The sequence below is a fragment of the Caloramator proteoclasticus DSM 10124 genome (assembly GCF_900129265.1).
In the GTDB taxonomy this organism is placed as follows: Bacteria; Bacillota; Clostridia; order Clostridiales; family Caloramatoraceae; genus Thermobrachium; species Thermobrachium proteoclasticum.
Genome location: NZ_FQVG01000014.1, coordinates 14,061 through 39,066 on the forward strand (window position 1 = coordinate 14,061; position 25,006 = coordinate 39,066).

Genomic DNA, 25,006 nt, shown 5'->3' on the forward strand with positions numbered 1-25,006 from the left:
TCTTAATAAACTCCTAAAATAGAAAACAAAAGTAGTATAAAAGCTAATAAAAAGCTAATATAAAAATTATTTTTTGTATAGCATACATCCTGATTGTATCTGCAATTTATTCCCCATAATATAAGCGACAGTGATAGAGAAATTTCAAGAGGAATAAATGTTGAAAATTCACTTATATACACTATACCAAAGGAAACAATTATGGTAAATATTGAGATTATACTTGTAAATAAAAAACTGACCCACATTAAATAATCTAAAACCTTCATACCAGTTCCCCTTCATTTATCATTTTTTCAAAATCATCCTCTGAAATAATCTTTACACCTAACTCCTGTGCCTTTTTTAGCTTACTTCCTGCATCTTCTCCACATAATAGATAATTTGTCTTTTTAGATACGCTTGATGATACCTTACCCCCAAACTTTTCAATAAGCTCGCTCGCCTCATTTCTTGTATATTTTGAAAGTGTTCCCGTTAAAACAAATGTAAGTCCGTTAAATAGGTCAAATTTTTCCCCTTCATCCTTTGAGTTAAAATTAACATTTGCACCCCTTAACTTTTCTATAAGGGCTCTATTATGTTCTTCCCTAAAGAAGGCTTCTATACTTTTTGCCATCTTATCTCCAACTTCTTCAACTAATATTAACTCTTCATAGGTAGCATTCATTAATGCATCTATACTCTTAAATTGTTTTGCAAGATTCTTTGCAGTTTTACTTCCAACATATCTTATACCTAATGCAAATATTAACTTATCTATATCATTTTGTTTCGAATTTTCTATCGCCTTAAGAAGATTTTCTGTAGATTTTTTACCCATTCTTTCAAGTTTAACTACATCTTCAAATCGTAAATAATAAAGGTCTGCTGCATCCTTTATAAGCCCATTGTCTATTAAGAGTGCAACTATTTGTGGTCCAAGTCCCTCTATATTCATTGCATCCCTTGATGCAAAGTGAATAATGCTTCTTTTTATCTGTGCAGGACAGGACATATTTGTACACCTAAGTGCAACTTCTCCTTCTTCCCTTACTACATCTCCACCACATTCTGGGCATTTTGTTGGCATATTAAACTCTACTTCATCTCCATCTCTATCTTCAAATACTACCTCTACAACCTCAGGTATTATATCTCCTGCCTTTTGAATTATTACACTATCCCCAATCTTAATGTCCTTTTGTCTTATATAGTCCTCATTATGTAGTGTAGCCCTTGAAACGGTTGAACCTGCTATTCTAACTGGCTCTAAAATTGCAGTAGGTGTTATAGCACCTGTCCTACCTACTTGAACAATTATATCAACAAGCTTTGTCTTCTTTTTCTCTGCAGGGTATTTATAAGCAACTGCCCATCTTGGTGCCTTTGCTGTCTGGCCTAACCTTTCTCTATCCTTTAGACTATTTACTTTAACCACTATTCCATCTATATCAAAGGGTAGCTCTCCTCTTGTATCTCCAAGCTGCTTTATTACCTCTATAACCTCTTCAACGTTTTTACAAATAATTCTCTTTGGACTTACTTTAAAGCCAAGCTCCCTTAAAAACTCAAGAGCCTCTGAATGTTTTTCAAATTCTCTTCCCTCAATTCTCTGTATGTTAAATATAAATATATCAAGTTTTCTCTCTGCTGTAACCTTTGAATCAAGCTGTCTTATTGAACCTGCTGCTGCATTTCTTGGATTTGCAAATAAAGGTTCCTCCATTTCTTCCCTTTGTGCATTTAGCTTTAAGAATGCATCCCTTGGCATATAGATTTCGCCTCTAACTTCAAGTGGATTTAAATAATTAATTTTTAGAGGAACACTCTTTATTGTTCTAACATTTGCTGTAACATCCTCTCCTACAACACCATCACCACGAGTTGCTGCAGTTTTCAACTCTCCATTTTCATAGCTTAAACATACAGAAAGTCCGTCTATTTTAAGTTCAACAACATACTCCACTTCAGGAACTTCGCTTCTTACTCTTCTATCCCAATCCTTTAACTCCTCAAAGCTAAACACATCCTGAAGGCTAAGCATTGGTACATTGTGTCTTACTTCTTTAAACTCCTTTAAAGGAGCTCCACCAACCCTTTGGGTTGGGGAGTTTTCATCGAAGTATTCTGGATGCTGCTTCTCTAATTTTTCAAGCTCCTTCATCAACTTATCATATTCAGCATCGGAAATTTCAGGATCATCTAAAACATAGTATCTATGGTTGTGATACTCAATTAATCTTCTTAACTCCTCTATTCTTGACTTTACATCCTCCATAAAATCACCTCATCATATTTTTTCAAGGGGTGCAGTAGATGCAAGTAAATTTTTAACTCCTGCTTTATCAAATTCAACAGTAATCATTTTATCCGCTGCAATCTCCTTAACTGCTACAACCTTTCCAACTCCAAATATCTTATGTTTAACAAGCATTCCAACATCGTAGTTTGCAGATTTATTTAAATTAGGTTTTTGAATAACAGGTGTTGTATTTATCTTATTAACTGTTGATATTGTCTTACTTGGTGCCCTATAGTCATCATAATTATACACCCTGTTAAAGCTCATTCTCTTTGGAGATATATCATCTATTAAATGTTCTGGTATTTCCTCAATAAAACTTGATACATTATTAAACATAGTTCTTCCATACATCATTCTCTGCTGTGCACAGGTTAAATAAAGCTTCTTTTTCGCCCTTGTTATACCAACATAGCAGAGCCTTCTTTCCTCTTCAAGCTCATCCTCATCATCCTTTGCTGAAAAGTGTGGAAATATTCCCTCCTCCATTGCAGCAATAAAAACAATATTAAACTCAAGTCCCTTTGCTGTATGAAGTGTCATTAATGTAACTGCATCTATATTTTCAATTTGGTCTTGATCTGATACAAGTGCAATTCTTTCTAAAAATGCTGCTAAACTTTTATCCTCATTTTGTTCTTCAAACTCTACAGCTGCTGATTTAAATTCGTTTAAGTTTTCTATTCTATCTTGGCTCTCCTTTGTATTATCCTCAAGTAGTTCCTTTATATAACCTGTTGTATCGAGTATCTCTGAAATAAGGCTTGATACAGTCATTCTATCTTTACTTACAATAAAGTAGTTCATCTGGCTTATAAACTTCTCAATAGCATTTGCTGCACGTTTTGTAATTCCATCTATTCTGTCTATCTCAAGAAGGGCAGAATACAGGCTTATATCCCTGCTGTTTGCATATTCCTTTACCTTGTCAATTGTTGCCTGTCCTATTCCCCTTCTTGGAACATTTATAATTCTCTCAAGACTTATATTATCAAGAGGGTTATTTATAACTCTAAGATATGCTAAAATGTCCCTTATTTCTTTTCTATCATAGAACTTTAGTCCTCCAACAACCCTATAGGGAACAGATGATGTAACAAAGGCTTCTTCTAAAATACGGGACATTGCATTTGTTCTATACAGCACTGCAAAGTCTGATAGACTATATCCTTCTTGAACAAGCCTCTTTATCTCCTTTACAATAAATAGTGCTTCATCTTCTCCATTTTCTGCTTTATAAAATCTCACATTTTCTCCAAGCTCATTTTGCGTCCAGAGCCTCTTATGTTTTCTATTTTCATTATTCTGTATCACATAATTTGCAGCATCCAGTATCTTCTTTGTGCATCTGTAGTTCTGTTCAAGTTTAATAACTTTTACATCTGGAAAATCCTTTTCAAATTCTAAAATATTTCTTATATCAGCATGTCTCCAACTGTAAATGCACTGATCATCATCGCCAACGACACAAAGATTTCTGTGTTCCTTTGCAAGTATATTAACAAACTCATATTGAGCCCTATTTGTATCTTGATATTCATCTACCAAAATATATCTAAATTTCCTTCTATAATAATTCAATACATCTTCATTTTCCTTAAATAGTTTTACAGTAAGCATTATTATATCGTCAAAATCCAATGCATTGCTCTTTTTAAGTTTTCTTTGATACATTTTATATATATTTGCAAGGTTTCTTGTTTTAAAGTCCATACCATATCTACTATAATAGGTTTCTGCATCAATAAGATCATCCTTTAGAGAACCTATCTTTGATAAAACATCCTTAGGAGGCATTGCCTTTTCATCTATATTAAGCTCGCTCAAGCATTCCTTTATTATTTTTTCTTGATCCTGCGTATCATATATTACAAAATCCTTGTTGTAGCCAATCTTTTCAATATCCTGCCTTAAAATTCTTACACAGGCTGAATGGAAGGTACTTATCCATATATTTCTTGCTTCATCTCCAACAATCTGAATTATTCTTTCCTTCATCTCCTGTGCTGCTTTGTTTGTAAAAGTTATTGCTAATATATTTCCAGGATACACTCCATTTTCAATTAAATTTGCTATTCTATAAGTTAAAACCCTTGTTTTACCACTACCTGCACCTGCAAGTATTAAAAGAGGCCCCTCTAAAGTTTCAACTGCCTCTCTCTGTTCTTTATTTAAAACACTCAAATCCAACATACCTATATATTCCTCCTAATACGACTTCAATATTATAGATTATACCATTATTTTTAAATTGCTGCTACTTAACAATCAAAAAGGGCAGCAATTGCTACCCTTTATTTTTGTTTCATCTTTTCAAAAACAATTTTATATCCATCTTGTCCATAATTTAAACTTCTATTTACCCTACTTATAGTTGCTGTACTTGCACCTGTTGTCTCTGCTATATCTATATAGGTCTTTCTTTCAAGAAGCATTTTTGCAACCTGAAGTCTTTGGGACATTGCCTGAAGCTCATTTATTGTACAAAGGTCTTCAAAAAATCTATAACATTCCTCAAGTGTCTCAAGATTTAATATTGCATTAAATAGATAATCCATCTCTTCACTTTTAAGCTTTGATGTATATTCCCTCACACTTATCACCTCGTAAAAATTATTCAAATACATTATACCATAAAAAAGAGGGAAAACTCCCTCTACTTTTTAACTGCACTATATAAAAGTTCAACTTCTTCTTCAGTCAATTCCCTACTCTCACCAAGTTTTAGGTTCTCATCTAATTTTAGGGGACCCATCTCAATTCTCTTTAGGTATATAACCTTTTTACCAACTGCCTCAAACATTCTTTTTACTTGATGATATTTTCCCTCATATATAACAAGCTCTATTTCTGATATCTCGTCTGATTTTAATATAGTAAGCTCTGCAGGCATAGTCTTATAACCATCATCTAAAACTACACCCTTTTTAAATTTATTAACATCATCCTCTGTAACCACACCCTGCACCTTTGCAAAATATTTCTTAGGAACGTGTCTTTTAGGAGATAATAACAGATGATTTAATTCTCCATCGTTTGTTAATATCAAAAGTCCCTCAGTATCTTTATCTAATCTTCCAACAGGACTTGGCATAAATATTCTATACTCATCGGGTAATATATCAACAACCGTTTCATCATAATCATCCTCAGTTGCACTAATTACCCCTTGAGGCTTATTTAACATAACGTAAATATATTTCTTATACTGAAGAATTTCTCCATCTACTTCAATTATATCCTTTTCTGGTTCAACGTGCATTGAAAAATCCTTAACTTTGTTTCCATTAACCAGTACAACTCCAGACCTAACTAAAGATTTTACCTCTTTTCTTGTACCATATCCCATATTTGCAAGAACTTTATCTAATCTTTCTTTAGACATCTTAAACCTCCACGCCTTTTCTTTGAAGTATTAGTGATATAAAGAGGTTCGCTACAACAACCTTTGGCATAAAAACAGAAAGAAGCCTTCTAAATCTTTTTATATCTTCATTCTGTTGCATACCTGGATAAAAGGAAAGTAAAAACTTTGCCTCCATAAAAACCTTCTTCATTTCCCTATCAAACTCTATTTCGTTTCTGCTTAATATTAATTTTTTAAGCCCTGCGACATATTCATTAAAATCATTGCTTGTTTTAATTTCATTGTAGGTATTATAGATGACATCAATTAATTCATCTAATTCATATACTCTTCTTCTATTAATTCCAAGCTGTTCTGCTGTTATTTCCGCCATAGCTAATATTACACTATCTGTAGTTAAATTGGAAGGGGTATATTGTTGAATTACCCTTAAAATTTTATCTATTATTATTTTATTATTTTTATTAGCTCTTCCCCATTCTAATCCTAAAAATCTATACAGGTTTTTAAAATCTTCAGTATCTAGTTTTCCAATATAACTACTTCCTATACCTTCATTATTATTCTTTATATAATATTTATATCCAACAACCTTTTTAAAGGCCTTGAGCGTATCTAAATATCCAATCTCTATATTAGTCTTTGATTTTTCACTATCAAAATTAAGCGTTCTTCCTAAATCCTCTGAATTTTTAATCTTAATTATGTTGCAGTCCTTATATTTTGTCCTCTGGCTTATTCCTATACCTGAAACATCTACCACAATTATATCCTTTATACCTTTTTTTCTCATCATTGAAACAGGAATATTATTATATACTCCCCCATCAATAAACTTTTTATTATCTATCTCGTGGGGCTTGAAGGCTGGGAAACAGGCACTTGCAAGTAGATAATCCTTAAGTTTTCCATAGGGTATTTCATCCTTAAATACTTCAACTGGCTTTAAATCAGATAAAGAAAATGTAACAAGCCCAAAATCAATATCCGAATTTCTTATCTTATCCTCATCGACAACCTCATCAATTAGCATTTTTAAAGGCGTAACATCCAGTCCTCCTGACTTTATTGCCGCCTTTATATTCCTTATTTTATTTGATATTTTGTTTTCGCCGTCTTGGGATGTTGCTATCTCTCCCTCAAGCTTTATTACTGTATCCATAGTTATGCTTGTCCATATTTCAAGTGCCTTCTCAAATTCATCCTGAACAATAAGTGCTCCATTTAAAGCCCCAACCGATGTACCACAAACAGCACATATAGGAATATTAAGCTCCCTTAGAGCCTTCCATACTCCTATTTCATATCCCCCTTTTGCACCTCCACCACCTAAAACCAAACCATAAGCCATATAACCACTCCTTAAAGTTTCTTGTACTGTTCATAATTTTTAAGTACTTTGTTTACATAGTTTCTTGTTTCGGTCGGCATCTTGCTAATCTCTTCTACAGTATCCACGCCTAACCTCTTCATTCTGCCTATTCCACCATTGTATGCAGCAAGAGCTAAAGCCTTATTTCCAGAAAAACTGTTTAAAAGATTTCTTAGGTATCTTGTTCCCCCATCAAGATTTTCTAAGGCATCATAGGGATTAACCCCTAAAGACTTAGCAGTGCTTGGCATAAGCTGCATAAGTCCTATTGCTCCTGCCTTTGATACTGCATTTTGATTAAAACCTGACTCCTGCTTTATAACAGCTCTAATTAATTCTTCTTCAACTCCATATTTTCTTGAAACTTCCTTTATCGCCTCATCTAAATCCTTTGGACTATCGTTAATTATTTTTTTTATATCACTAAAAACTTCAGTTGAATTTTTACTATTACTTTGATATGCTTGTCCACCTAATGTATTTTGAGATTCCAGCATTTTATCCAAAATAGCTCCAAACATCATTCCTGTTTGTTCATTACTTGAAGCATACGCTGTTTGTAATAAATATACAGCTAAAAGTTGTGCTATTTGTTCTGTTCTCAATACTATCACTCCTTTAAGAATATTATAGCATAATATTTTAAGTTAATATAAAAAATATTTTTACATTTTTATTCATATTTTTCCTTTTTTCTTGGTTGCATAGTTTATCGATTTATTTCTAATAATAATATAAAAAATAAATTTCGAGGTGATAGTATGAAAATTGAATCAAATGGTAAATACCCAATTATTGAACATACAAACAATGCACTTCTTTGGCCAGAGACAATCAAAGGTGGAATTGATTTAGTGGATACTTATGAAATATCTTCTGTTCCAAAGGACCCAGATACTCCAATGGAAAATATTGATGTATTAAAAAATAAAGGAATATTACCATAAAAAATACCCACTTGGATTCCAAGTGGGTATTTTTATTATACAAAAATCATAACAAGTAGGTGTGCAACTATGCCTGCAGCGAGACCTCCAATTGTATGAGACAGTATAGCTTTATTTGTAAGCTGTCTACTTTCAAGTGCATCCATCATAGCAACGTGGGTTGATAGATATCCACTCCAGCACATTCCCATTGCTGTAAATACTGCTATTTCATTTGCCCCAATGAGTCCCTGTTGTAAAAACTTTGGAACAAGACCAATTGCAGCACCAACAGCACCAAGTGCAGTTATTGGGAAGGCTATAGCCTCAGGTGATTTAAATCCTAAAAGTGGCTTTAGTATAAAGTTAATTTTACTTCCAAGCCAAGGTAGAACTGGTACACCTTCGTAGGCTGCACCAGTATATACCCCACCCTTTGGTGCATTAGTTAGCATCATAACAAGTGTACATATTACAATAACCCCAGGTATGATGGATAATCCCATCTCAACACCTGTTTTTCCTCCATCTAATATTGCTTCAAGGCCTCTTTGAAATAAGCTTCCACTTCTTATTTCTCTATATTGAGTTAAATCTACACCCTCTTCGCCTTCATATGCCATCATTTCAGTTCCATATTCTTTTTTTGTAAAATGCATCATTATTCTTACACTTACTATACTACCTACAATAGCACCAATATTTCCAATAAGTGCTGGTAGAAAAAAGCTCTCACCCTTTGGAGCTTGGGCTATCATAAATGTAGTAACTATAAGTCCCATTCCAAAGGCTGTACCTAAATTAGTTAATGCAGGTATCTGATACTTCTTGAAGTATCTTGTAAATCCCTTATCCTTTGCTAAAGTTATAATTGCTGGATTATCTGAAAGATAGGTTGTTATTACCCCAATACTTGCAGCCCCCGGCATATCGTAAAGAGGCTTCATAAGTGGAGATAATATCTTGTTAATAAGTGCAACAACTCCAAACTCAGTTAAAAGTGCACCAAAGGCTCCAGCAAGAACTGCTATTGCCATAATAAAAAATACCGTGTTTAATAATAGGTCGTGGGCTGTCTTCATCATCGTACTAAACATATTGGCAAGCCCCATAACCCTTGATAAGAAAGTAAAACATATTGCTAAAATTCCAAGAAAAATAAAAGATTCTGCATTGATTGCCTTAACATACTTCTTTTGCACAATATCACTCCTTGCCATTATAGTTTGTTACCCCCTAAGTTTACAGAATTATTTTAACATATAGGTTAGTGTTTTAGTAGTATATTTTTATATATTACAAACTCTTTATAATTTTATATTTTTCCATTAAAATAAGGTGCTTAAACACATATTAAGCACCTCAGATTGTTGACAAACCTTCTTGTTAGCTAAAGTATAAAAAAGCCCCAAGAAAGGATTTTATTAGGCCCTTTGATGAGCTTTATCAATTCTCTTTTATCTCTATATATTACCTGCAATATTTGCTTGATTAATATTATTATTTTCAGACCCCTTTACAAATCTATACACAAATAAAAATCCTATAACAAGAACAATGGTTGTAAGTATTCCTGCCTCTGGTCCAAAAGCTCCACCTGTAATTATATTATCCTTTAAATTTGAAACAGTTATTATTCCCTTCGCCTCTTGACCACTTACTGAAAGCCCAAATACATTTCCTTGAAAGTAGTTCCAAGTTAAATGATAACCAATTGCCATCATTAGATTATCAGTCTTTAGCGTCATATATGCAAAAAGAACTCCCACAAGAAAAATATTAAATATACCAAACCAATTTAAATTTGGATTAAATACGTGAAGTAGTGCAAATATTATTGATGATACAATTATAGCCATCTTTTCTGAGTTTTGTTCCTTTAAGGCATATAAGCAATATCCTCTACTAAACAATTCTTCATTTAAAGCAACTAAAATAAATATAATAAGTCCAGTTATATTATATATCGAAAAATTAAATCCATCTTCTACTGTTACATTGCCTGTCAAGCTTATTACAGCAAAAATGAAGGTCATTGAAACCGCACCCATTAGTAACCCTATAAATAAATGTTTCAAACTGTTTTTATTAAACTTTAAACCTATATCCCTAAATCTCTTTTTATCTATTGCACTAAGTATAATAAATACAGATAGTATTACAGCAGTCATTGATAATATTTTAATAACGAACCAAGATATAGTGTTTTCTCCTAAAATCGATCCTACTACTTCCTCTGATGTTAAAGAATTTCCTTCAAGCACAGATTTAAAACCAAATAATACAGCTCCAATCATTCCAACAAAAGCCCCAAACGCAACTTGGAAGACAAAACTTAATAATAGGACAAATGCAATCCTCCAACCTGATCTTATTTTTCCCTCATTATTCTTAAATATCTTCATCACAATCCCCCTTTTTACAATTTTAGTAAATTATATTATAATATCTTTCTTAAATCAAGCAAAATAAGGTAAAAATTTATTATAAAATTTATCATCTTTATAAATTAAATTAATAAATTATTGTACTACCTGTTTATCTATGATAAACTATTTTAAGAAAATTATGTAAAAGGGGGAACAAAATGAAAAAGCGTATTGCATTGTTTTTAATTATCATTTTAACTATTATTAACCTTGCTGGGTGTGGCTTTAAAGCTACAAAAACAGAAACAAAAAAGACACTTATTAGAGAACCAGAGTGGATAAAAAACTCTGTTATCTATGAAGTAAACGTAAGGCAGTACACTAAGGAGGGTACATTCAAAGCCTTTAGAGAGCATCTGCCAAGGCTTAAGGAAATGGGCGTTGATGTTCTTTGGTTTATGCCAATATACCCTATTTCAGAAAAAAACAGAAAGGGAACCTTAGGCTCCTACTACTCAATAAAGGATTACAAGGCAGTAAACCCAGAATTTGGTACACTTGAAGAATTTAAAGAACTTGTTGACGAATGTCATAAAATGGGATTTAAGGTTATATTAGACTGGGTAGCAAACCATACAGGTTGGGATCACCTTTGGATTAAGAACAAGGACTGGTACCTAACAGACAGTGAGGGAAATATAGTAAATCCTCCAGGAACCGACTGGACAGATGTTGCACAATTAAACTACAAAAATGAAGAGATGAGAAAAGCAATGATTGATGCAATGGTATTTTGGGTAAAAGAGGTTGGAGTTGATGGATATAGATGCGATGTTGCAGGAAGAGTTCCTGTTGATTTTTGGGAAAAGGCAAGGGTGGAACTTGAAAAAATAAAACCTGTTTATATGCTTGCTGAGGATGAAGGTAACAGAGAATATCTAAATAAAGCCTTCAACAGTAACTATAACTGGAGGCTTATGCACCTTATGGAGAGCATTGCAAATGGAAGGACTGATGCCTTTGGAATAAGACGCTTTGCAGAAAACTTTGATAAAATCTATCCAAACTATAGCTACCCAATGAACTTCATCACAAACCACGATGAAAACTCCTGGAATGGAACAGAATTTGAAAGGATGAAGGATTCGGTTAATGTTATGGCAATGCTAACCTTTACACTTCCTGGAATTCCTCTTATATACTCCGGACAAGAGGCTGCCTTAAATAGGAGACTTAATTTTTTTGAAAAGGATGAAATAGAGTGGAAGAACTATCCTATGCAAGGTTTCTATAAGAATTTAATCAGGCTAAAGAAGGAAAATAGAGCTCTTTGGAATGGAGAACACGGAGGAAGTATAAAATTCATTGATGTTAAAAATGATAACGTTCTTGCCTTTGTACGTGAAAATGAGGGCAACAGAGTTTTAGTATTTGCCAACCTTTCAGATAAGAGCTTTGATTTAGAGGTTCCACTCAATGAGTATGCAGGAAAGTATACTGATTTTAATACTAATGATAAAGTAAAATTAAAAAAGAACCATTTAGTTAAATTTTCTCCTTGGAGTTATACAATATATGTAAGTAGTAAGTAAAAGGTGCGTAGCACCTTTTTTGTTGACAAACTTAATTGTTAGATAAAATCTGAAAAAGCCCCATGAAAGGATTTCAATAGGCTCTTTCATGAGCTTTAGCAATTCTTGCTTTTCGACTTTGAAAAAGTCCGTAATTCGGCACAGGACGTGCCGAGCCGAGCGGCCATCAGGACGATGGCATCGCGAGGGTAGGACTTTTTCAAACAAAGAAAAGCTTAGAATTGCTTAGTGAAATGAACTGATGCCTAAGAAATCCTTAATGGGGCTAATCAATATATAACTTTTTCAACAGCCTGAAGGTGCGTAGCACCTTTTACTTATATATCCCTCCTATAATGCATCCCCTCAAACTTTATCTTCTCTATCTCATTATAAACCTTCTTCCTTGCTAACTCTAAAGTCTCTCCAATTGCTGTTAAAGATAAAACACGTCCACCATTTGTATAAAATCTTCCATTCTCTAATTTAACTCCTGAAATAAATACGTCTACATCTTTAATAGATTGGAGTCCAAATATTTCATCACCTAATATAGGTGATACAGGATATCCACTGCTTGCTAAAACAACATTGCAGGAGGCTCCATCTATCCATTTAAGCTCACATTCATCTAATCTTCCATTTAATGTCTTTAAAATAAGCTCTACTAAATCACTTTTTAAAAGAGGTAAAATTGCCTGTGCCTCAGGATCTCCAAATCTTACATTATACTCAAGAAGATATGGACCTTCCTTTGTTATCATTATTCCAAAATAAATAAAACCTTTATAATCTAAGTTTTCTTCACTTATTCCTAAAAGTGTTCTTTTCATTATATCCTCTTTAAACTCTTCAAAGACATCATCTGTTACGTACCTATTAGGTGCAACAACCCCCATTCCTCCTGTGTTTGGTCCCTTATCGTTATCCATAAGCCTTTTGTGATCCTTTGCTGAAATAAAGGGCTTTATAGTTTTACCATCGGTTATGCATATAATAGAAGCTTCAACTCCCTCAAGGTATTCCTCTATCACAACTCTTTTACCAGAGCCTTTAAATAAATCCTCCACCATAAAACTGAATAAAGTATCCTCTGCCTCATCTTTGCTACTACAAATTACAACTCCCTTACCCTGTGCCAGGCCATCTGCCTTTATTACAATAGGGTATTTAACCTTGCCTATATACTCTTTGGCCTTTTCAAACTCTTCAAAAACCTCATAGGAGGCTGTTTTTACTCCATACCTTTTCATAAACTCCTTTGCATAGGCCTTACTCCCCTCAAGAAGCGATGCTTTTTTACTTGGTCCAAATATTTTAATCCCGTTTTCCCTAAATTCATCTACTGCCCCAAGCATAAGATACTTCTCTGGCCCTACAACTGCCAAATCTATGCCTTCAGTCTTTGCAAAACCTATTATGTCCTCTATGTCTTCCAATTCAACATCCTGGCACTTGTGCTCCAACATTGTTCCTACATTACCTGGACATACATATACTTTTGAACATAATGGACTCTCTGCTAACTTTTTAGAAAGTGCGTGCTCTCTACCACCTGAACCTAAAACTAAAATCTTCATAAAACCACCTCAGTGTTTAAAATGTCTGACTCCAGTAAATACCATTGAAATGCCATACCTATTGCAGGCATCTATGGATTCCTTATCTCTTATTGAACCACCTGGCTGCATTATAGCCCTTATACCATATTCATTTGCCTTTTCCACAACATCCTCAAAGGGGAAGAAGGCATCTGACACAAGACAAGTAGCCCCTTTACCCCTCTCTAACGCCTGACAGGCTGCCCATATTCTGTTTACCTGACCGCCTGCAATCCCAATAGCCATCTTATTCTTAACAACTACTATAGCATTGGATTTAACATACTTTACCACCTTCATTCCAAAGAGCATATCCTCCATCTCCTTATCTGTCGGCTTATTCTCTGTAACATATCTAAACTCGCTAACTAATTTCTTATCCACATCCTGTACTAAAATTCCACCATCTACACTTATATACTCTAAATTATCCTTTGGTGTTGACAGTGCCTTTATAACTCTTAGATTTTTCCTCTCCTTTAAAACTATAAGTGCGTCCTCATCAAAGTCTGGTGCTATGACTATCTCTAAAAATATCTCAATAAGCTTTTCAGCTGTTCTTTTGTCAACCCTTCTATTTAGTGCAACAATTCCCCCAAATATGGATATCTTGTCGCACTCATAAGCTCTAATATATGCGTCATATATATCTTCTCCTACTGCTACTCCACAGGGGCTATTATGCTTTACTGCACAGCAGCAGGGCTCATCAAACTCACAAACAACCTTCCAGGCTATATCCATATCCTTTAGGTTGTTATAGGAGAGCTCCTTTCCATTTAGCTTTTCAAAATCCTTTATGGCACCACTTCCTACTGTATTTGTATAGTATGCTGCCCTTTGATGTGGATTTTCTCCATATCTTAAATCAATAGATTTCTTATAGGATAAAGTTAGATATTCTGGGAAATCATCATCAAGAAGATAATTTGAAATGGCTGCATCATAGGCAGATGTTAAATTAAATACCTTTCCTGCAAGATATCTTCTCTTTTCTAATCTTACATCTCCATAGCTTAAAATCTCATCCATAACCATAGCGTAGTCATTTGGATCGCATAAAGGAACAACGTATTTATGGTTTTTAGCAGCAGACCTTAACATCGAAGGACCACCTATATCTATAAACTCTATCTTTTCATCATCCTTCAAATCTTCCTCTACCTTTTCAAAGAAGGGATATAGGTTTACAACAACAAAATCTATATATTCTATTCCTCTTTTTATTAACTGTTCTACATGCTCCTTATTATCCCTTACTGCTAAAAGTCCTGCGTGTACTACTGGATGTAGTGTTTTTACCCTTCCATCTAATATTTCATCAAAACCTGTTATAGAGCTTACCTCAACTACATCTATTCCCCTTTCCTTAAGATACCTAAACGTTCCTCCTGTTGAAATTATCTCAACACCCTTATCTGATAAAAATTTAGCAAACTCATAAATTCCTTCCTTATTATATACACTGATTAATGCCCTCATAAGCCACCTCCAATTTTTTTATAGCCTCAACTATAGCTATATGTTCTTCCCTTTGAACCTTCCTCTTTATATCTTCAATTTTATCCTCATAATCCACAGAAACAGTCCTTTGAAGTATTATTCTTCCTGTATCTACTCCCTCATCAACAAAATGAACCGTACAGCCTGTTATCTTCTCCCTATTTTCTAAAACAGCCCTATGCACATTATCCCCATACATCCCAACACCTCCAAACTTTGGAAGTAAAGATGGATGAAGGTTTATTATTCTATCCTTATAACCCTTTAATATATCTCCCTTTAGTATTGATAAAAATCCTGCCAAAACAATAAAATCCGCTTTATCTTTAACTAATTCATAAATACTATCCGAAAGCTCATCCCTATAGGCTTTTCTATCTAAAATGTATGTCTCTATTCCTCTTTTTTTTGCCCTCTCTATTCCATAGCACTCTCTATCTGCTATTACTAAAACAACCTTTGATTTTATCTCATCTTTTTCCACTGCATTTAATATTGACTCAAGGTTAGTGCCACTTCCTGATATAAGGACGGCTATATTAAACATACCCTTCCACCGCCCTTTACCACTTCTCCAATTATATACGCACTTTTGCCACCTTCTTCTATTGTTCTTACTACTTCTTCTGCTTCATTTTTATCCACACAAATAACAAAACCTATTCCCATATTGAAGGTTCTATACATTTCTGTCTCCTCTACTCCTCTTTGCTGTAAAAGTTTAAATATATCAGGTATTTCATAGCTATCTTTATATACTACTGCATTAAAATCTCCCTTAAACATCCTTGGGATGTTTTCTAAAAATCCTCCACCTGTTATGTGGGCCATTCCTTTAACGTCGAATTTATCTAAAAGAGGAAGAACATCCTTTACATAAATATTAGTTGGAGTTAAAAGAACATCTCCTATCCTCTTATCTTTAAATGGTTCCTCAAGGTCTGTAATGATTTTTCTTATTAATGAATATCCGTTGCTGTGACATCCTGAAGACTCTATTCCAACAAGCAAGTCTCCCTCTTTTATTTTGCTTCCATCAACTATTTTATCCTTCTCAACAATTCCGACACAAAATCCAGCAATATCAAACTCTCCATCCTCATAAAAACCTGGCATTTCTGCAGTCTCTCCTCCGATTAAACTACATCCTGCCAAAATACACCCATCCTTTATTCCCTTTATGACATTAAAGGCATCCTCTGCACTTAGCTTGCCACAGGCAAAATAATCAAGGAAAAACAAAGGTTTTGCACCGTGGCATAAAACGTCATTTACGCACATAGCAACACAGTCTATCCCAATTGTATCGAGTTTTTTCATATCTATTGCAACCTTTAGCTTAGTTCCAACGCCATCACAACCTGATACCAATACAGGATTTTTATAATTTTTAATCTCAAATAGGGCACCAAAACCTCCAACACCCTCAAGTACACCCTCTTTGTAAGTTTCCTTAACCATTCCCTTTAGCATTGAAACAAGTCTGTTACCTTCATCTATGTTTACACCAGCATCACAATACCTCATATCACTCTTTCCTTTCAAACATAAATTTATCTGCCTCAAAGGGGGCTGAAACAGGATATATTCCATTAAAACAACCCAAACAGAAGCTTTTTGCATCGAGGGCATCTAAAAGTCCCTCTATACTTAAAAAACCTATGCTATCTGCACCAAGTTCTCTTCCTATTTCCTCCTCATTTAAGTTTGAACCTATAAGCTGACTTCTTCTTGGAGTATCAATACCAAAATAGCAGGGATATTTTACAATAGGAGATGCAATTCTTACGTGTACCTCCTTTGCACCATTTTTCCTTAAAAGTTCAATTAGCCTCTTCATAGTCGTTCCACGTACTATAGAATCATCCACCAACACTATTCTTTTTCCTTCTATATTTACTTTTAGTGGATTTAATTTCATTGAAACAGCAGCTTCCCTAAGCTCTTGTGTTGGTGCAATAAAGGTTCTACCTACATACTTGTTCTTAACAAAACCCATTCCATATGGAATTGATGAAGCCTTTGCATACCCTACAGCAGAATGGGTACCTGAATCTGGTACGCCAACCACAATATCTGCATCACAGGGCTTTTCTTTAAAAAGGTTTTCTCCTGCTTTAACCCTTGAAATATAAACGTTTATTCCATCTATTGTACTATCTGGCCTTGCAAAATATATATATTCAAAGGAGCAGGTTTTAAGGGAGGTTCTCTCTATCATCTTATAGCTTCTAAGTCCCTCCTTATCTATCACAACTATTTCACCCGGTTCTACATCTCTATAAAACTCTCCACCTACAGCATCTATTGCACAGCTCTCAGATGATAAAATATAATCATCTCCAAGCCTTCCTATGCAAAGAGGCCTTATACCATTTGGATCTCTTACTGCAATTAATCTATCCTCTGTTAGAAGAAGAATGGCATAGGAACCCTTAACTGCTTGGATTGCATCAAAGCAGGCCCTCTCTATTCCCTTTTTATAACCCCTTGCAATCAGGTTTAATACCACCTCAGAATCAATGGATGTCTGAAATATACAACCTGCCTCCTCTAAAAGCTCCCTTATAATATCTGCATTAACTAAATTTCCATTATGGGCAATTGAAATACTTCCAAGTTTATATTTACTCAAAAGGGGCTGTGCATTTTGAAGGTTTGAATCGCCGGTTGTTGAGTATCTAACGTGACCTATTGCAGAATAGCCTATCATTTTATCTAAATCTTCCCTTTTTAAAGCATCTCCAACAAGCCCCATACCCTTTTTTAGATTTACTTCCTCACCATCTGAATAGGCAACTCCTGCACTTTCCTGCCCCCTATGCTGAAGGGCATAAAGTCCATAGTAGACTATCTCCCCAACCTTCTTTTTTTCCCTTGAAAAAACACCAAATACTCCACACTCTTCTTTAAACTTATCTAATCCATAATGCATTGGAGTTCCTCCTCCCAAACCCTCTTTAAGTCGCAAATACTTTTATCTATAACCCTTGTTCCGTTTATATTAACTTCAATCTTACTGCCCTTTGTTTCTCCAATTACCTCAGCCAAAACTCCATATCTTTTAAATTCAGTTATTATTTCATCTACATATTCCTTTTTAGCCGATAGAATAAACCTTCCTTGGCTTTCAGAGAATAGGAATATATCCTCCCTTAAACTTGTCTTTACATTTACCTCTACCCCTATTTCATTCTTAAAGGCACATTCACAAAGTGCTACAATCATTCCACCCTCTGATACATCGTGGGCACTTTGTATCAAACCTTCTTTTATTAGCTTTGTTAAGCACTCTATGGTATTCTTTTCAATTTCAGGATAGCACCTTGGTGCACTACCTAAGACCTTGCCATAAATAACCTTTAAATATTCACTTCCGCCTATTTCATTTAAGGTTTCTCCAACTAATATAACCGAATCACCTAATTCCTTAAAATCTATTGTACAAGCTTTATTTTTGTCCTCCAAAAGACCAACCATCCCTATTGTTGGAGTTGGATATATTCTTGTTTTATTTGATTCATTGTAAAAGCTTACATTACCACTTACAACTGGAGTGTTTAATACCTTACTTGCCTCAGTTATACCTAAAATTGCCTGCCTAAATGTGTAATAGACCTCCTCATCCTCAGGATTTGCAAAGTTTAGACAGTCTGTTATTGCAATTGGTGTTGCTCCTGTTGCTGCTATATTTCTTGCCGCCTCACACACTGCAATCTTTGCACCTTCATAGGGGTCTAAATAGCAATACCTTGAATTGCAGTCAACTGTTAAGGAAAGTGCCTTATCTGTTCCTTCAACTGCAACAACAGCAGCATCTCCTCCCGGTCTTACTATTGTGTTGGTCCTAACCATATAATCATACTGCCTGTAAACCCATTCCTTTGAAGCTATGTTTTCAGACTTTAAAACTTTAATTAATGCATCATTTAAATCCTCTACTCTTTTAAGGCTATCTATATCCAAATGTAGTTCATCTAAATATTTAGGTCTTCTATAGGATCTTAAGGTTGCCTTCGCACCATCTCCTAAAAGTTCAACCGGTACACAGCCTACAACCTTATCTCCTGCTGTTACAGTTAAATTTTTATCATCTATAATTTCTCCTATAACTGCTGCGTTTAAATTCCACTTTTTAAATACCTTTAATATCTCCTCTTCATACCCCTTTTTTACAACAAAAAGCATTCTCTCCTGTGATTCTGAAATCATTATCTCCTCTGGAAGCATATTTTCTTCCCTTGTAACAACCTTTGAAACATCTATTTTAATTCCACATCCACCCCTTAGGGCCATCTCACAGCTTGAGGAGGTTAATCCTGCTGCACCTAAGTCTTGTACTGCGACTACATATTCCTTATCCATAAGTTCAAGACAAGCCTCAAGTAGAAGCTTTTCCATAAAAGGGTCTCCAACCTGAACAGCAGAACGCATAGCCTCTGACTCCTCTGTTAAATTACAGGAGGCAAAGCTTGCTCCACCTATTCCATCACGTCCTGTTGTGTGTCCAACCAGTATTACACTATTCCCAACCCCTTGGGCTATTGCCCTCTTTAGCTTATCCTTCCTTATTATTCCAACACTCATTGCATTAACAAGTGGGTTATCACTGTAGCAGTCGTCAAACACAGTCTCTCCTGCAACTGTTGGAATTCCAACAGAGTTACCATAATTACCTATTCCGTTAACCACACCCTTTAGAAGCCTTTTATTTCTTTCATCATTTAGGTGTCCAAATCTAATTGAGTTTAAGTTTGCAATAGGTCTTGCACCCATTGTAAATATGTCTCTTAATATTCCTCCAACCCCTGTTGCAGCACCCTGATATGGTTCTAATGCTGATGGATGGTTGTGGCTCTCTATTTTAAACACAACTGCCAAATCATCCCCTATATCTACAGCACCAGCATTTTCACCCGGTCCCTGAAGAACCCTCTCCCCCTTTGTATTAAACAATTTAAGTAGAGCCCTTGAGTTTTTGTAACTACAATGCTCTGACCATAAAACTCCAAACATAGAGAGCTCTAAATCATTTGGTTCTCTGTTTAAACCTTCAACTATTCTTTTATATTCCTCCTTTGTTAAGCCAACCTTTTCATATCTATTCATTTTCACAAACCTCCTTAAGCTTTAGGTTCATTGCACTAACTTCCATCTCTAATCTTTGTTTATATTCTGAAAGCTTTTCTGCTATTTTTTCATCATTTATTGATAGCATCCTAAGGGCAAGTAGGGCCGCATTTTCTGCCCCACCTACTGCAACAGTTGCAACAGGTACTCCCTTTGGCATCTGAACTATTGAAAGAAGTGAATCAATACCCTGAAGTCTTGAAGAAACTGGAACACCTATTACAGGGAGCGTAGTTAAGGATGCAACCATCCCTGGAAGATGTGCCGCTCCCCCCGCCCCTGCAATTATAACCTTTATCCCTCTATCTCTTGCACCCTTTGCAAACTCATACATTTTATCTGGAGTTCTGTGGGCTGAAACAACATCTATCTCATAATCAACATCAAATTCTTTTAAAACCTTTTCTGCTCCCTTCATAGTCTCATAATCTGAAATACTTCCCATTATAATTGCAACAGATGCCATATTAACATCCTCCTATAAATTCAAACTCCATATTAGAGAGTCTCTCTATTCCTTCTTCTAAATCATTACAAAGATAGGTTATATGACCCATCTTTCTTCCCCTTTTTACTTCCCTTTTTCCATATAGGTGTAAAAAGAGTCCTTCTGTTTTTAAAAGTTCCTCAAAACCCTTTAAATAATATCTACCCTCTATATCTTTATCTCCCAGTATGTTTCTCATAACCGCCTTTGAAATCTCTCTTGTACTTCCAAGTGGAAGGTTTAAAATACTTCTTATGTGCTGTTCAAATTGACTTGTTATACAGGATTCAATTGTATGGTGTCCAGAATTATGGGGACGAGGTGCTATTTCGTTTATATATATATTTCCTTCTTTATCAAGGAACATCTCTATGCAAAATATTCCATAATCTCCTATTACCTCTATAAACCTATCTGCAATCTCATATATCTTATCTTCAGTTTTCTTATCTATCCTTGCAGGTGAAATGCTAAGGTGAAGTATGCTGTTTTTATGGATGTTTTCAACAGGAGAGAAGTTCTTTATCTCTCCACTTTTGTTCCTTGCAACAAGTATTGATATTTCCTTTTCAAATTGAATTAGTTCCTCAATAAAAAAATCATACTTAAGATTTGAAACAATGTCCTTAAGATGAGATGGGCTTTCTATCAAAATATTCCCTTTCCCGTCATATCCTCCCCTTGAAAACTTAAGCATACAGGGAAAGCAGTCTATTTTATCTAATTCATCCCTTTTATAAATCTTTGGTACATTAAAGCCCTTTTCCTTTAAAAAGAGCTTTTGCTTTAGCTTATCCTGAATTATTTCAAGAGTATTTGAAGATGGTATAACCTCTCTACCTCTTTTTTCTATATCCCTTAAAAGCTCTACCGATATATGTTCAAACTCATAGGTTATAACGTCACATAGACATAAAAAATCATCTATCCTACTTAAATCATCATATCTTGAAACTATCTGAAAATCGGATACCTGCCCTGCAGGTGAATTATGAGTTGGATCAAGTATTACAACCTCAAACCCCATCCTCTTTGCCTCAAAGGAGAGCATCCTTCCAAGCTGTCCTCCACCTACTATCCCAATCCTTTTCATACTATACCTCCTTAAAATAGGCAATTACCGATTTAAAAAACACTAATCCATCCTCACCACCAAGAAGTTTGTCCTGTGCCCTCTCTGGATGAGGCATCATTCCAAGTACATTTCCTCTTTTATTTACAATACCTGCAATATCTGCTACTGAACCATTTGGATTGTTTTGATATCTAAATACTATTTGGTTATTTTTTATAAGCTCCCCTAATCCCTCATCATCTATATAATAGTTACCCTCTCCGTGGGCTATTGGAAAGTTTACAATATCACCCTTTTTGAAAAGATTTGTAAAGGGAGTGTCGGTGTTTTCTACAATTAAGTTACAATCGCTACATATGAAATTTAGATTTTTATTTCTAAGAAGTGCTCCTGGAAGTGCCTTAAGCTCTGTTAGAATTTGAAAACCGTTGCATATTCCTAAAACAAGTTTTCCCTTTTCAATATGTTCATTTATATTTTCAAGTGCCTTTGCAAATCTTGCAATTGCACCACATCTTAAATAGTCTCCATAGGAAAATCCGCCTGGAAGAACAATTAAATCCTCATCATCTATCTTTTCATCGTGCCATATATATTTAACTTCAACATTTAATTTTTCTAATACCTTATAGGCATCTATGTCACAGTTTGAACCTGGAAAAACTATAACTCCCGCCTTCATTCTATCACCTCAAACCTTACAGAGTAGGTTTCAACCTCAAAGTTTACAAGAAGCCTTCTACACATTTCGTCTATCTTTTCGCGGGCTGCCTCTATTTTGTCCTCCTTTAAAAGCACCTCTATGTGTTTTCCTATTCTTACGTCCTCTGTATAAAGGGAGAGTTTTTCAAGTCCCTTTTTAACTGCTGTACCCTGTGGGTCAAGTATGCTCTTTTTTAAGGTAACATCTATATATGCTTTTATCATCTTAACTCCTCCAATCTATTTAAAATCTCTCTATAGCCTTCTATTACATTTCCTAAATCCTGTCTAAATCTATCCTTATCGTATTTATATAAAGTTTCCTTGTCCCAAAGCCTGCAGGTATCTGGAGATATTTCATCCGCCAATATAACCTCTCCCTTATACCTTCCAAACTCAAGCTTAAAGTCAATTAGTATTATTCCTATTTCCTCAAACATTTTTGTTAATAGGCTGTTTATTTTAAGGGCTGTATCATATATATTGATAAGCTCATTCCTCTCTACCAATCCAAGTGCTATTGCGTGGTAATCATTTATTAGGGGATCCTGTAGAGAATCGTTTTTATATGAAATCTCAAGAATTGGCTCATTAAACTTTTGTCCTTCCTTTAAACCAAGTCTTTTTACTATGCTTCCTGCTGCATAGTTTCTGACAATAACCTCAAGGGGAACTATACTGACCTTTTTGACAAGCTGTTCTCTATCTGAAAGTTTTTCAATGAAGTGTGTTTTTATATTGTTTTCTTGAAGTTTTTTAAATATGATGGAAGAAATGCTGTTGTTTAGTATTCCTTTATCTAATATTACATCCTTTTTAAGACCATTAAAGGCTGTTGCATCATCTTTATAGTAGACGATTAGCTTATCAACATCATTAGTCTCATAAACCTTTTTTGCCTTTCCTTCATAGAGCATATTTAATTTTTTCATATTAACACCCCTTTATTTGAAATTGAAGTCCAGAGCATTTTGCTCTGGACTTATTAATTAATGAGGGAGAAGTGCAAATCTTATGATGAAAAGAACTGCTAAAACATATACGGCAGGATTTACTTCTTTAGACTTGCCTGTAACTATTTTCACTATTGGATAAAATATCATACCTGCTGCTATACCATTTGCTATGCTGTAACTAAATGGCATAACTGCAATTGTAAAGAATGCTGGGAGTGCTTCTGTAAAATCATCAAAATTTATCTTAGTTATAGCACCCATCATTAGGGCACCAACAATTACAAGTGCTGGAGCTGTTGCCTCTGCTGGAACTATTCCAACAAGACCAGTAAAGAACATTGCAAGTAGGAACATAACCCCTGTTGTAAAGGCTGTTAGACCTGTTCTACCACCTTCTGAAATTCCTGCAGTTGATTCAACATATGTTGTAACTGTACTTGTACCAAGCATTGCACCACAAGTTGTTGCAATAGCATCTGCAAGAAGTGCCTTGTTCATATTCTTCATCTTTCCATTTTCATCAAGTAGGTTTGCCTTTTGAGCTGTTCCAACAAGTGTTCCAATTGTATCAAACATATCAACTAAGCTGAAGGATATAACAACCATAACAACGCTCATTATAGCACCAACTAGTCCTGCTTGGCCTAATCCTAAAAGTCCCTTAAAATCCATCTTCATAAAAGTTGGTGCAACTGAAGGAGGAGCAGAAATTAACTTTATACCTTCTATGTTTGTTATTCCCATAGGAATTCCAATTATTGTTGTAACTATGATTCCTATAAGTATTGAACCTTTAACATTTCTTGACATTAATATTCCTGTTATTGTAATACCTATTAAAGTTAATAGTGCGTGCTTATCTGTAAAACTTCCAAAACCAACAAGTGTTGCTGGATTATCAACTATTATACTTCCACTCTTAAGTCCTATTAATGCTATGAAAAGTCCTATACCACCTGAAATTGCAAGCTTTAAGTTTTGTGGAATTGCATCAACTATCATCTCTCTTAAAGAAGTTACTGTCATTAGTATGAATAAAAGTCCTGATATAAATACTGCTGCAAGAGCTTGTTGCCAAGTATAACCTAATGTTAAACAAACACTGAAGGTAAAGAAGGCATTAAGCCCCATACCTGGTGCTTGTGCAAAAGGAACATTTGCATAAAGTGCCATTATAAATGTACCTATTGCTGCTGATATACAAGTTGCTGCAAAAACTGATGCAACTACTGGGTCGTTTATTGCATTAAGGCTTGCCGCTGCATCACCTAATGCATTTTTACTATTCATACCTGCAAACTTTAGTATGTTTGGATTTACAAATATGATGTAGGCCATTGTGATGAACGTTGTAATACCTGCTATAATTTCTGTTTTTACTGTAGTGTTGTTTTCTTGAAGCTTAAATAGTCTCTCAAGAATTGATACGTTTTCTTCTCTTCTTTGAGTTATATCCATAATCAAAACCTCCCTTAAAAAATTATCACCCTGACTTACCATGAGTAAGTCAGGGTGATATATATGCTAAATAAACATAGCAATGCCCGACTCACTCATAGTCGGGGAATTTACGGTCCCCCGGTAGAGACTTCCGAACCATATTATCGGAATTATATGAGTGACTTATGTAATTTACACTATTATATTAACACCATATTTCGCC

At 34.7% G+C, this 25,006-nt stretch carries 23 protein-coding genes and 1 riboswitch; of the genes, 2 read left to right on the forward strand and 21 right to left on the reverse strand.

Translation table 11 applies throughout. The annotated features are described in order from the left end of the window. Positions 1 to 2 precede the first annotated feature (2 nt). From BUB63_RS04935 to BUB63_RS13985, 7 genes are all read right to left on the reverse strand, one after another. Entirely contained in the window at positions 3 to 269 is a 267-nt protein-coding gene (locus BUB63_RS04935) for a hypothetical protein (protein ID WP_073248177.1), read from the reverse strand. Further along, positions 266 to 2,260, reverse strand: a complete 1,995-nt coding sequence (ligA, locus tag BUB63_RS04940) for an NAD-dependent DNA ligase LigA (protein WP_073248179.1) — start codon at positions 2,258 to 2,260, stop codon at positions 266 to 268. Before ligA ends, BUB63_RS04935 begins: the two co-directional genes overlap by 4 nt. 12 nt (positions 2,261 to 2,272) lie before the next feature. Then, a complete protein-coding gene (gene pcrA, locus BUB63_RS04945) occupies positions 2,273 to 4,474 on the reverse strand; it encodes a DNA helicase PcrA (RefSeq protein ID WP_200790155.1) in 2,202 nt (733 codons plus the stop codon). Positions 4,475 to 4,578: 104 nt separating this feature from the next. Further along, positions 4,579 to 4,878 (reverse strand): YerC/YecD family TrpR-related protein, encoded by a 300-nt coding sequence (locus tag BUB63_RS04950; protein WP_027308611.1) that lies wholly within the window; start codon positions 4,876 to 4,878, stop codon positions 4,579 to 4,581. Between the two features lie 62 nt (positions 4,879 to 4,940). Beyond that, a complete protein-coding gene (locus BUB63_RS04955) occupies positions 4,941 to 5,669 on the reverse strand; it encodes a pseudouridine synthase (RefSeq protein ID WP_027308612.1) in 729 nt (242 codons plus the stop codon). 1 nt (position 5,670) lies between these two features. Further along, positions 5,671 to 7,002 (reverse strand): patatin-like phospholipase family protein, encoded by a 1,332-nt coding sequence (locus BUB63_RS04960; protein ID WP_073248183.1) that lies wholly within the window; start codon positions 7,000 to 7,002, stop codon positions 5,671 to 5,673. A gap of 11 nt (positions 7,003 to 7,013) precedes the next feature. Further along, a complete protein-coding gene (locus BUB63_RS13985; protein ID WP_278298373.1) occupies positions 7,014 to 7,628 on the reverse strand; it encodes a lytic transglycosylase domain-containing protein in 615 nt (204 codons plus the stop codon). Between the two features lie 156 nt (positions 7,629 to 7,784). On the opposite strand from BUB63_RS13985, the gene BUB63_RS04970 reads away from it, so the two are divergent. Continuing rightward, positions 7,785 to 7,970 carry a hypothetical protein gene (locus BUB63_RS04970; protein ID WP_027308614.1) on the forward strand — a complete coding sequence of 62 codons (186 nt, stop codon included), beginning with the start codon at positions 7,785 to 7,787 and terminating at the stop codon, positions 7,968 to 7,970. A 35-nt stretch (positions 7,971 to 8,005) separates the two neighbouring features. Here the strand turns inward: BUB63_RS04970 and BUB63_RS04975 are convergent, their stop codons facing one another. Both BUB63_RS04975 and BUB63_RS04980 read right to left on the reverse strand, forming a co-directional pair. Next, positions 8,006 to 9,169 carry a CD0519/CD1768 family membrane protein gene (locus BUB63_RS04975; RefSeq protein WP_073248187.1) on the reverse strand — a complete coding sequence of 388 codons (1,164 nt, stop codon included), beginning with the start codon at positions 9,167 to 9,169 and terminating at the stop codon, positions 8,006 to 8,008. A gap of 243 nt (positions 9,170 to 9,412) precedes the next feature. Beyond that, positions 9,413 to 10,354, reverse strand: coding sequence for a CPBP family intramembrane glutamic endopeptidase (locus tag BUB63_RS04980; RefSeq protein ID WP_073248188.1), 942 nt, complete (start codon positions 10,352 to 10,354; stop codon positions 9,413 to 9,415). Between the two features lie 182 nt (positions 10,355 to 10,536). Between BUB63_RS04980 and BUB63_RS04985 the strand changes: the two genes are divergently transcribed. Next, positions 10,537 to 11,910: an alpha-amylase family glycosyl hydrolase gene (locus tag BUB63_RS04985; RefSeq protein WP_073248190.1), complete on the forward strand. Its 1,374-nt coding sequence runs from the start codon at positions 10,537 to 10,539 to the stop codon at positions 11,908 to 11,910. 317 nt (positions 11,911 to 12,227) lie between these two features. Here BUB63_RS04985 and purD read toward each other — a convergent pair whose 3' ends face one another. Genes purD through BUB63_RS05045 form a run of 12 tightly spaced genes read right to left on the reverse strand, consistent with a single transcriptional unit; the run spans position 12,228 to position 24,801 of the window. Next, positions 12,228 to 13,469 (reverse strand): phosphoribosylamine--glycine ligase, encoded by a 1,242-nt coding sequence (purD, locus tag BUB63_RS04990; RefSeq protein ID WP_073248192.1) that lies wholly within the window; start codon positions 13,467 to 13,469, stop codon positions 12,228 to 12,230. 9 nt (positions 13,470 to 13,478) lie between these two features. Beyond that, positions 13,479 to 14,972, reverse strand: coding sequence for a bifunctional phosphoribosylaminoimidazolecarboxamide formyltransferase/IMP cyclohydrolase (purH, locus tag BUB63_RS04995; RefSeq protein ID WP_073248194.1), 1,494 nt, complete (start codon positions 14,970 to 14,972; stop codon positions 13,479 to 13,481). Continuing rightward, entirely contained in the window at positions 14,947 to 15,540 is a 594-nt protein-coding gene (gene purN / locus BUB63_RS05000) for a phosphoribosylglycinamide formyltransferase (RefSeq protein ID WP_073248196.1), read from the reverse strand. Before purN ends, purH begins: the two co-directional genes overlap by 26 nt. Continuing rightward, entirely contained in the window at positions 15,528 to 16,520 is a 993-nt protein-coding gene (gene purM / locus BUB63_RS05005) for a phosphoribosylformylglycinamidine cyclo-ligase (RefSeq protein ID WP_073248198.1), read from the reverse strand. Before purM ends, purN begins: the two co-directional genes overlap by 13 nt. A 1-nt stretch (position 16,521) precedes the next feature. After that, positions 16,522 to 17,928 (reverse strand): amidophosphoribosyltransferase, encoded by a 1,407-nt coding sequence (purF, locus tag BUB63_RS05010; protein WP_073248200.1) that lies wholly within the window; start codon positions 17,926 to 17,928, stop codon positions 16,522 to 16,524. Beyond that, complete coding sequence (purL, locus tag BUB63_RS05015) at positions 17,913 to 20,102, reverse strand: phosphoribosylformylglycinamidine synthase subunit PurL (protein ID WP_073248202.1); 2,190 nt, start codon at positions 20,100 to 20,102, stop codon at positions 17,913 to 17,915. The genes purF and purL overlap by 16 nt, the downstream gene beginning before the upstream one ends. Then, complete coding sequence (purE, locus tag BUB63_RS05020; protein ID WP_027308626.1) at positions 20,095 to 20,589, reverse strand: 5-(carboxyamino)imidazole ribonucleotide mutase; 495 nt, start codon at positions 20,587 to 20,589, stop codon at positions 20,095 to 20,097. Before purE ends, purL begins: the two co-directional genes overlap by 8 nt. Before the next feature lies 1 nt (position 20,590). Next, complete coding sequence (locus tag BUB63_RS05025) at positions 20,591 to 21,703, reverse strand: 5-(carboxyamino)imidazole ribonucleotide synthase (RefSeq protein ID WP_073248203.1); 1,113 nt, start codon at positions 21,701 to 21,703, stop codon at positions 20,591 to 20,593. Position 21,704: 1 nt separating this feature from the next. Next, complete coding sequence (gene purQ / locus BUB63_RS05030) at positions 21,705 to 22,367, reverse strand: phosphoribosylformylglycinamidine synthase subunit PurQ (protein WP_073248205.1); 663 nt, start codon at positions 22,365 to 22,367, stop codon at positions 21,705 to 21,707. Beyond that, positions 22,364 to 22,612 (reverse strand): phosphoribosylformylglycinamidine synthase subunit PurS, encoded by a 249-nt coding sequence (gene purS / locus BUB63_RS05035; protein WP_073248207.1) that lies wholly within the window; start codon positions 22,610 to 22,612, stop codon positions 22,364 to 22,366. Before purS ends, purQ begins: the two co-directional genes overlap by 4 nt. Beyond that, complete coding sequence (purC, locus tag BUB63_RS05040) at positions 22,609 to 23,319, reverse strand: phosphoribosylaminoimidazolesuccinocarboxamide synthase (RefSeq protein ID WP_073248209.1); 711 nt, start codon at positions 23,317 to 23,319, stop codon at positions 22,609 to 22,611. The genes purS and purC overlap by 4 nt, the downstream gene beginning before the upstream one ends. A gap of 57 nt (positions 23,320 to 23,376) precedes the next feature. After that, positions 23,377 to 24,801, reverse strand: coding sequence for an NCS2 family permease (locus BUB63_RS05045; RefSeq protein ID WP_073248211.1), 1,425 nt, complete (start codon positions 24,799 to 24,801; stop codon positions 23,377 to 23,379). A 78-nt stretch (positions 24,802 to 24,879) separates the two neighbouring features. After that, positions 24,880 to 24,981: riboswitch (purine riboswitch) on the reverse strand. Between the last annotated feature and the right edge of the window lie 25 nt (positions 24,982 to 25,006).

Coding starts and splice junctions, on each gene's coding strand:
- purL (WP_073248202.1), bottom strand. CDS start 20,102: ATGAATAGATATGAAAAGGTTGGCTTAACAAAGGAGGAATATAAAAGA.
- BUB63_RS05045 (WP_073248211.1), bottom strand. CDS start 24,801: ATGGATATAACTCAAAGAAGAGAAGAAAACGTATCAATTCTTGAGAGA.
- purH (WP_073248194.1), bottom strand. CDS start 14,972: ATGAGGGCATTAATCAGTGTATATAATAAGGAAGGAATTTATGAGTTT.
- purS (WP_073248207.1), bottom strand. CDS start 22,612: ATGATAAAAGCATATATAGATGTTACCTTAAAAAAGAGCATACTTGAC.
- purQ (WP_073248205.1), bottom strand. CDS start 22,367: ATGAAGGCGGGAGTTATAGTTTTTCCAGGTTCAAACTGTGACATAGAT.
- BUB63_RS05025 (WP_073248203.1), bottom strand. CDS start 21,703: ATGAAAAGGATTGGGATAGTAGGTGGAGGACAGCTTGGAAGGATGCTC.
- BUB63_RS04985 (WP_073248190.1), top strand. CDS start 10,537: ATGAAAAAGCGTATTGCATTGTTTTTAATTATCATTTTAACTATTATT.
- BUB63_RS04975 (WP_073248187.1), bottom strand. CDS start 9,169: ATGGCAAGGAGTGATATTGTGCAAAAGAAGTATGTTAAGGCAATCAAT.
- purD (WP_073248192.1), bottom strand. CDS start 13,469: ATGAAGATTTTAGTTTTAGGTTCAGGTGGTAGAGAGCACGCACTTTCT.
- purM (WP_073248198.1), bottom strand. CDS start 16,520: ATGAGGTATTGTGATGCTGGTGTAAACATAGATGAAGGTAACAGACTT.
- purC (WP_073248209.1), bottom strand. CDS start 23,319: ATGAAAAAATTAAATATGCTCTATGAAGGAAAGGCAAAAAAGGTTTAT.
- BUB63_RS04970 (WP_027308614.1), top strand. CDS start 7,785: ATGAAAATTGAATCAAATGGTAAATACCCAATTATTGAACATACAAAC.
- BUB63_RS04980 (WP_073248188.1), bottom strand. CDS start 10,354: ATGAAGATATTTAAGAATAATGAGGGAAAAATAAGATCAGGTTGGAGG.
- ligA (WP_073248179.1), bottom strand. CDS start 2,260: ATGGAGGATGTAAAGTCAAGAATAGAGGAGTTAAGAAGATTAATTGAG.
- BUB63_RS04955 (WP_027308612.1), bottom strand. CDS start 5,669: ATGTCTAAAGAAAGATTAGATAAAGTTCTTGCAAATATGGGATATGGT.
- purF (WP_073248200.1), bottom strand. CDS start 17,928: ATGCATTATGGATTAGATAAGTTTAAAGAAGAGTGTGGAGTATTTGGT.
- BUB63_RS04960 (WP_073248183.1), bottom strand. CDS start 7,002: ATGGCTTATGGTTTGGTTTTAGGTGGTGGAGGTGCAAAAGGGGGATAT.
- purN (WP_073248196.1), bottom strand. CDS start 15,540: ATGTTTAATATAGCCGTCCTTATATCAGGAAGTGGCACTAACCTTGAG.
- BUB63_RS04935 (WP_073248177.1), bottom strand. CDS start 269: ATGAAGGTTTTAGATTATTTAATGTGGGTCAGTTTTTTATTTACAAGT.
- purE (WP_027308626.1), bottom strand. CDS start 20,589: ATGGCATCTGTTGCAATTATAATGGGAAGTATTTCAGATTATGAGACT.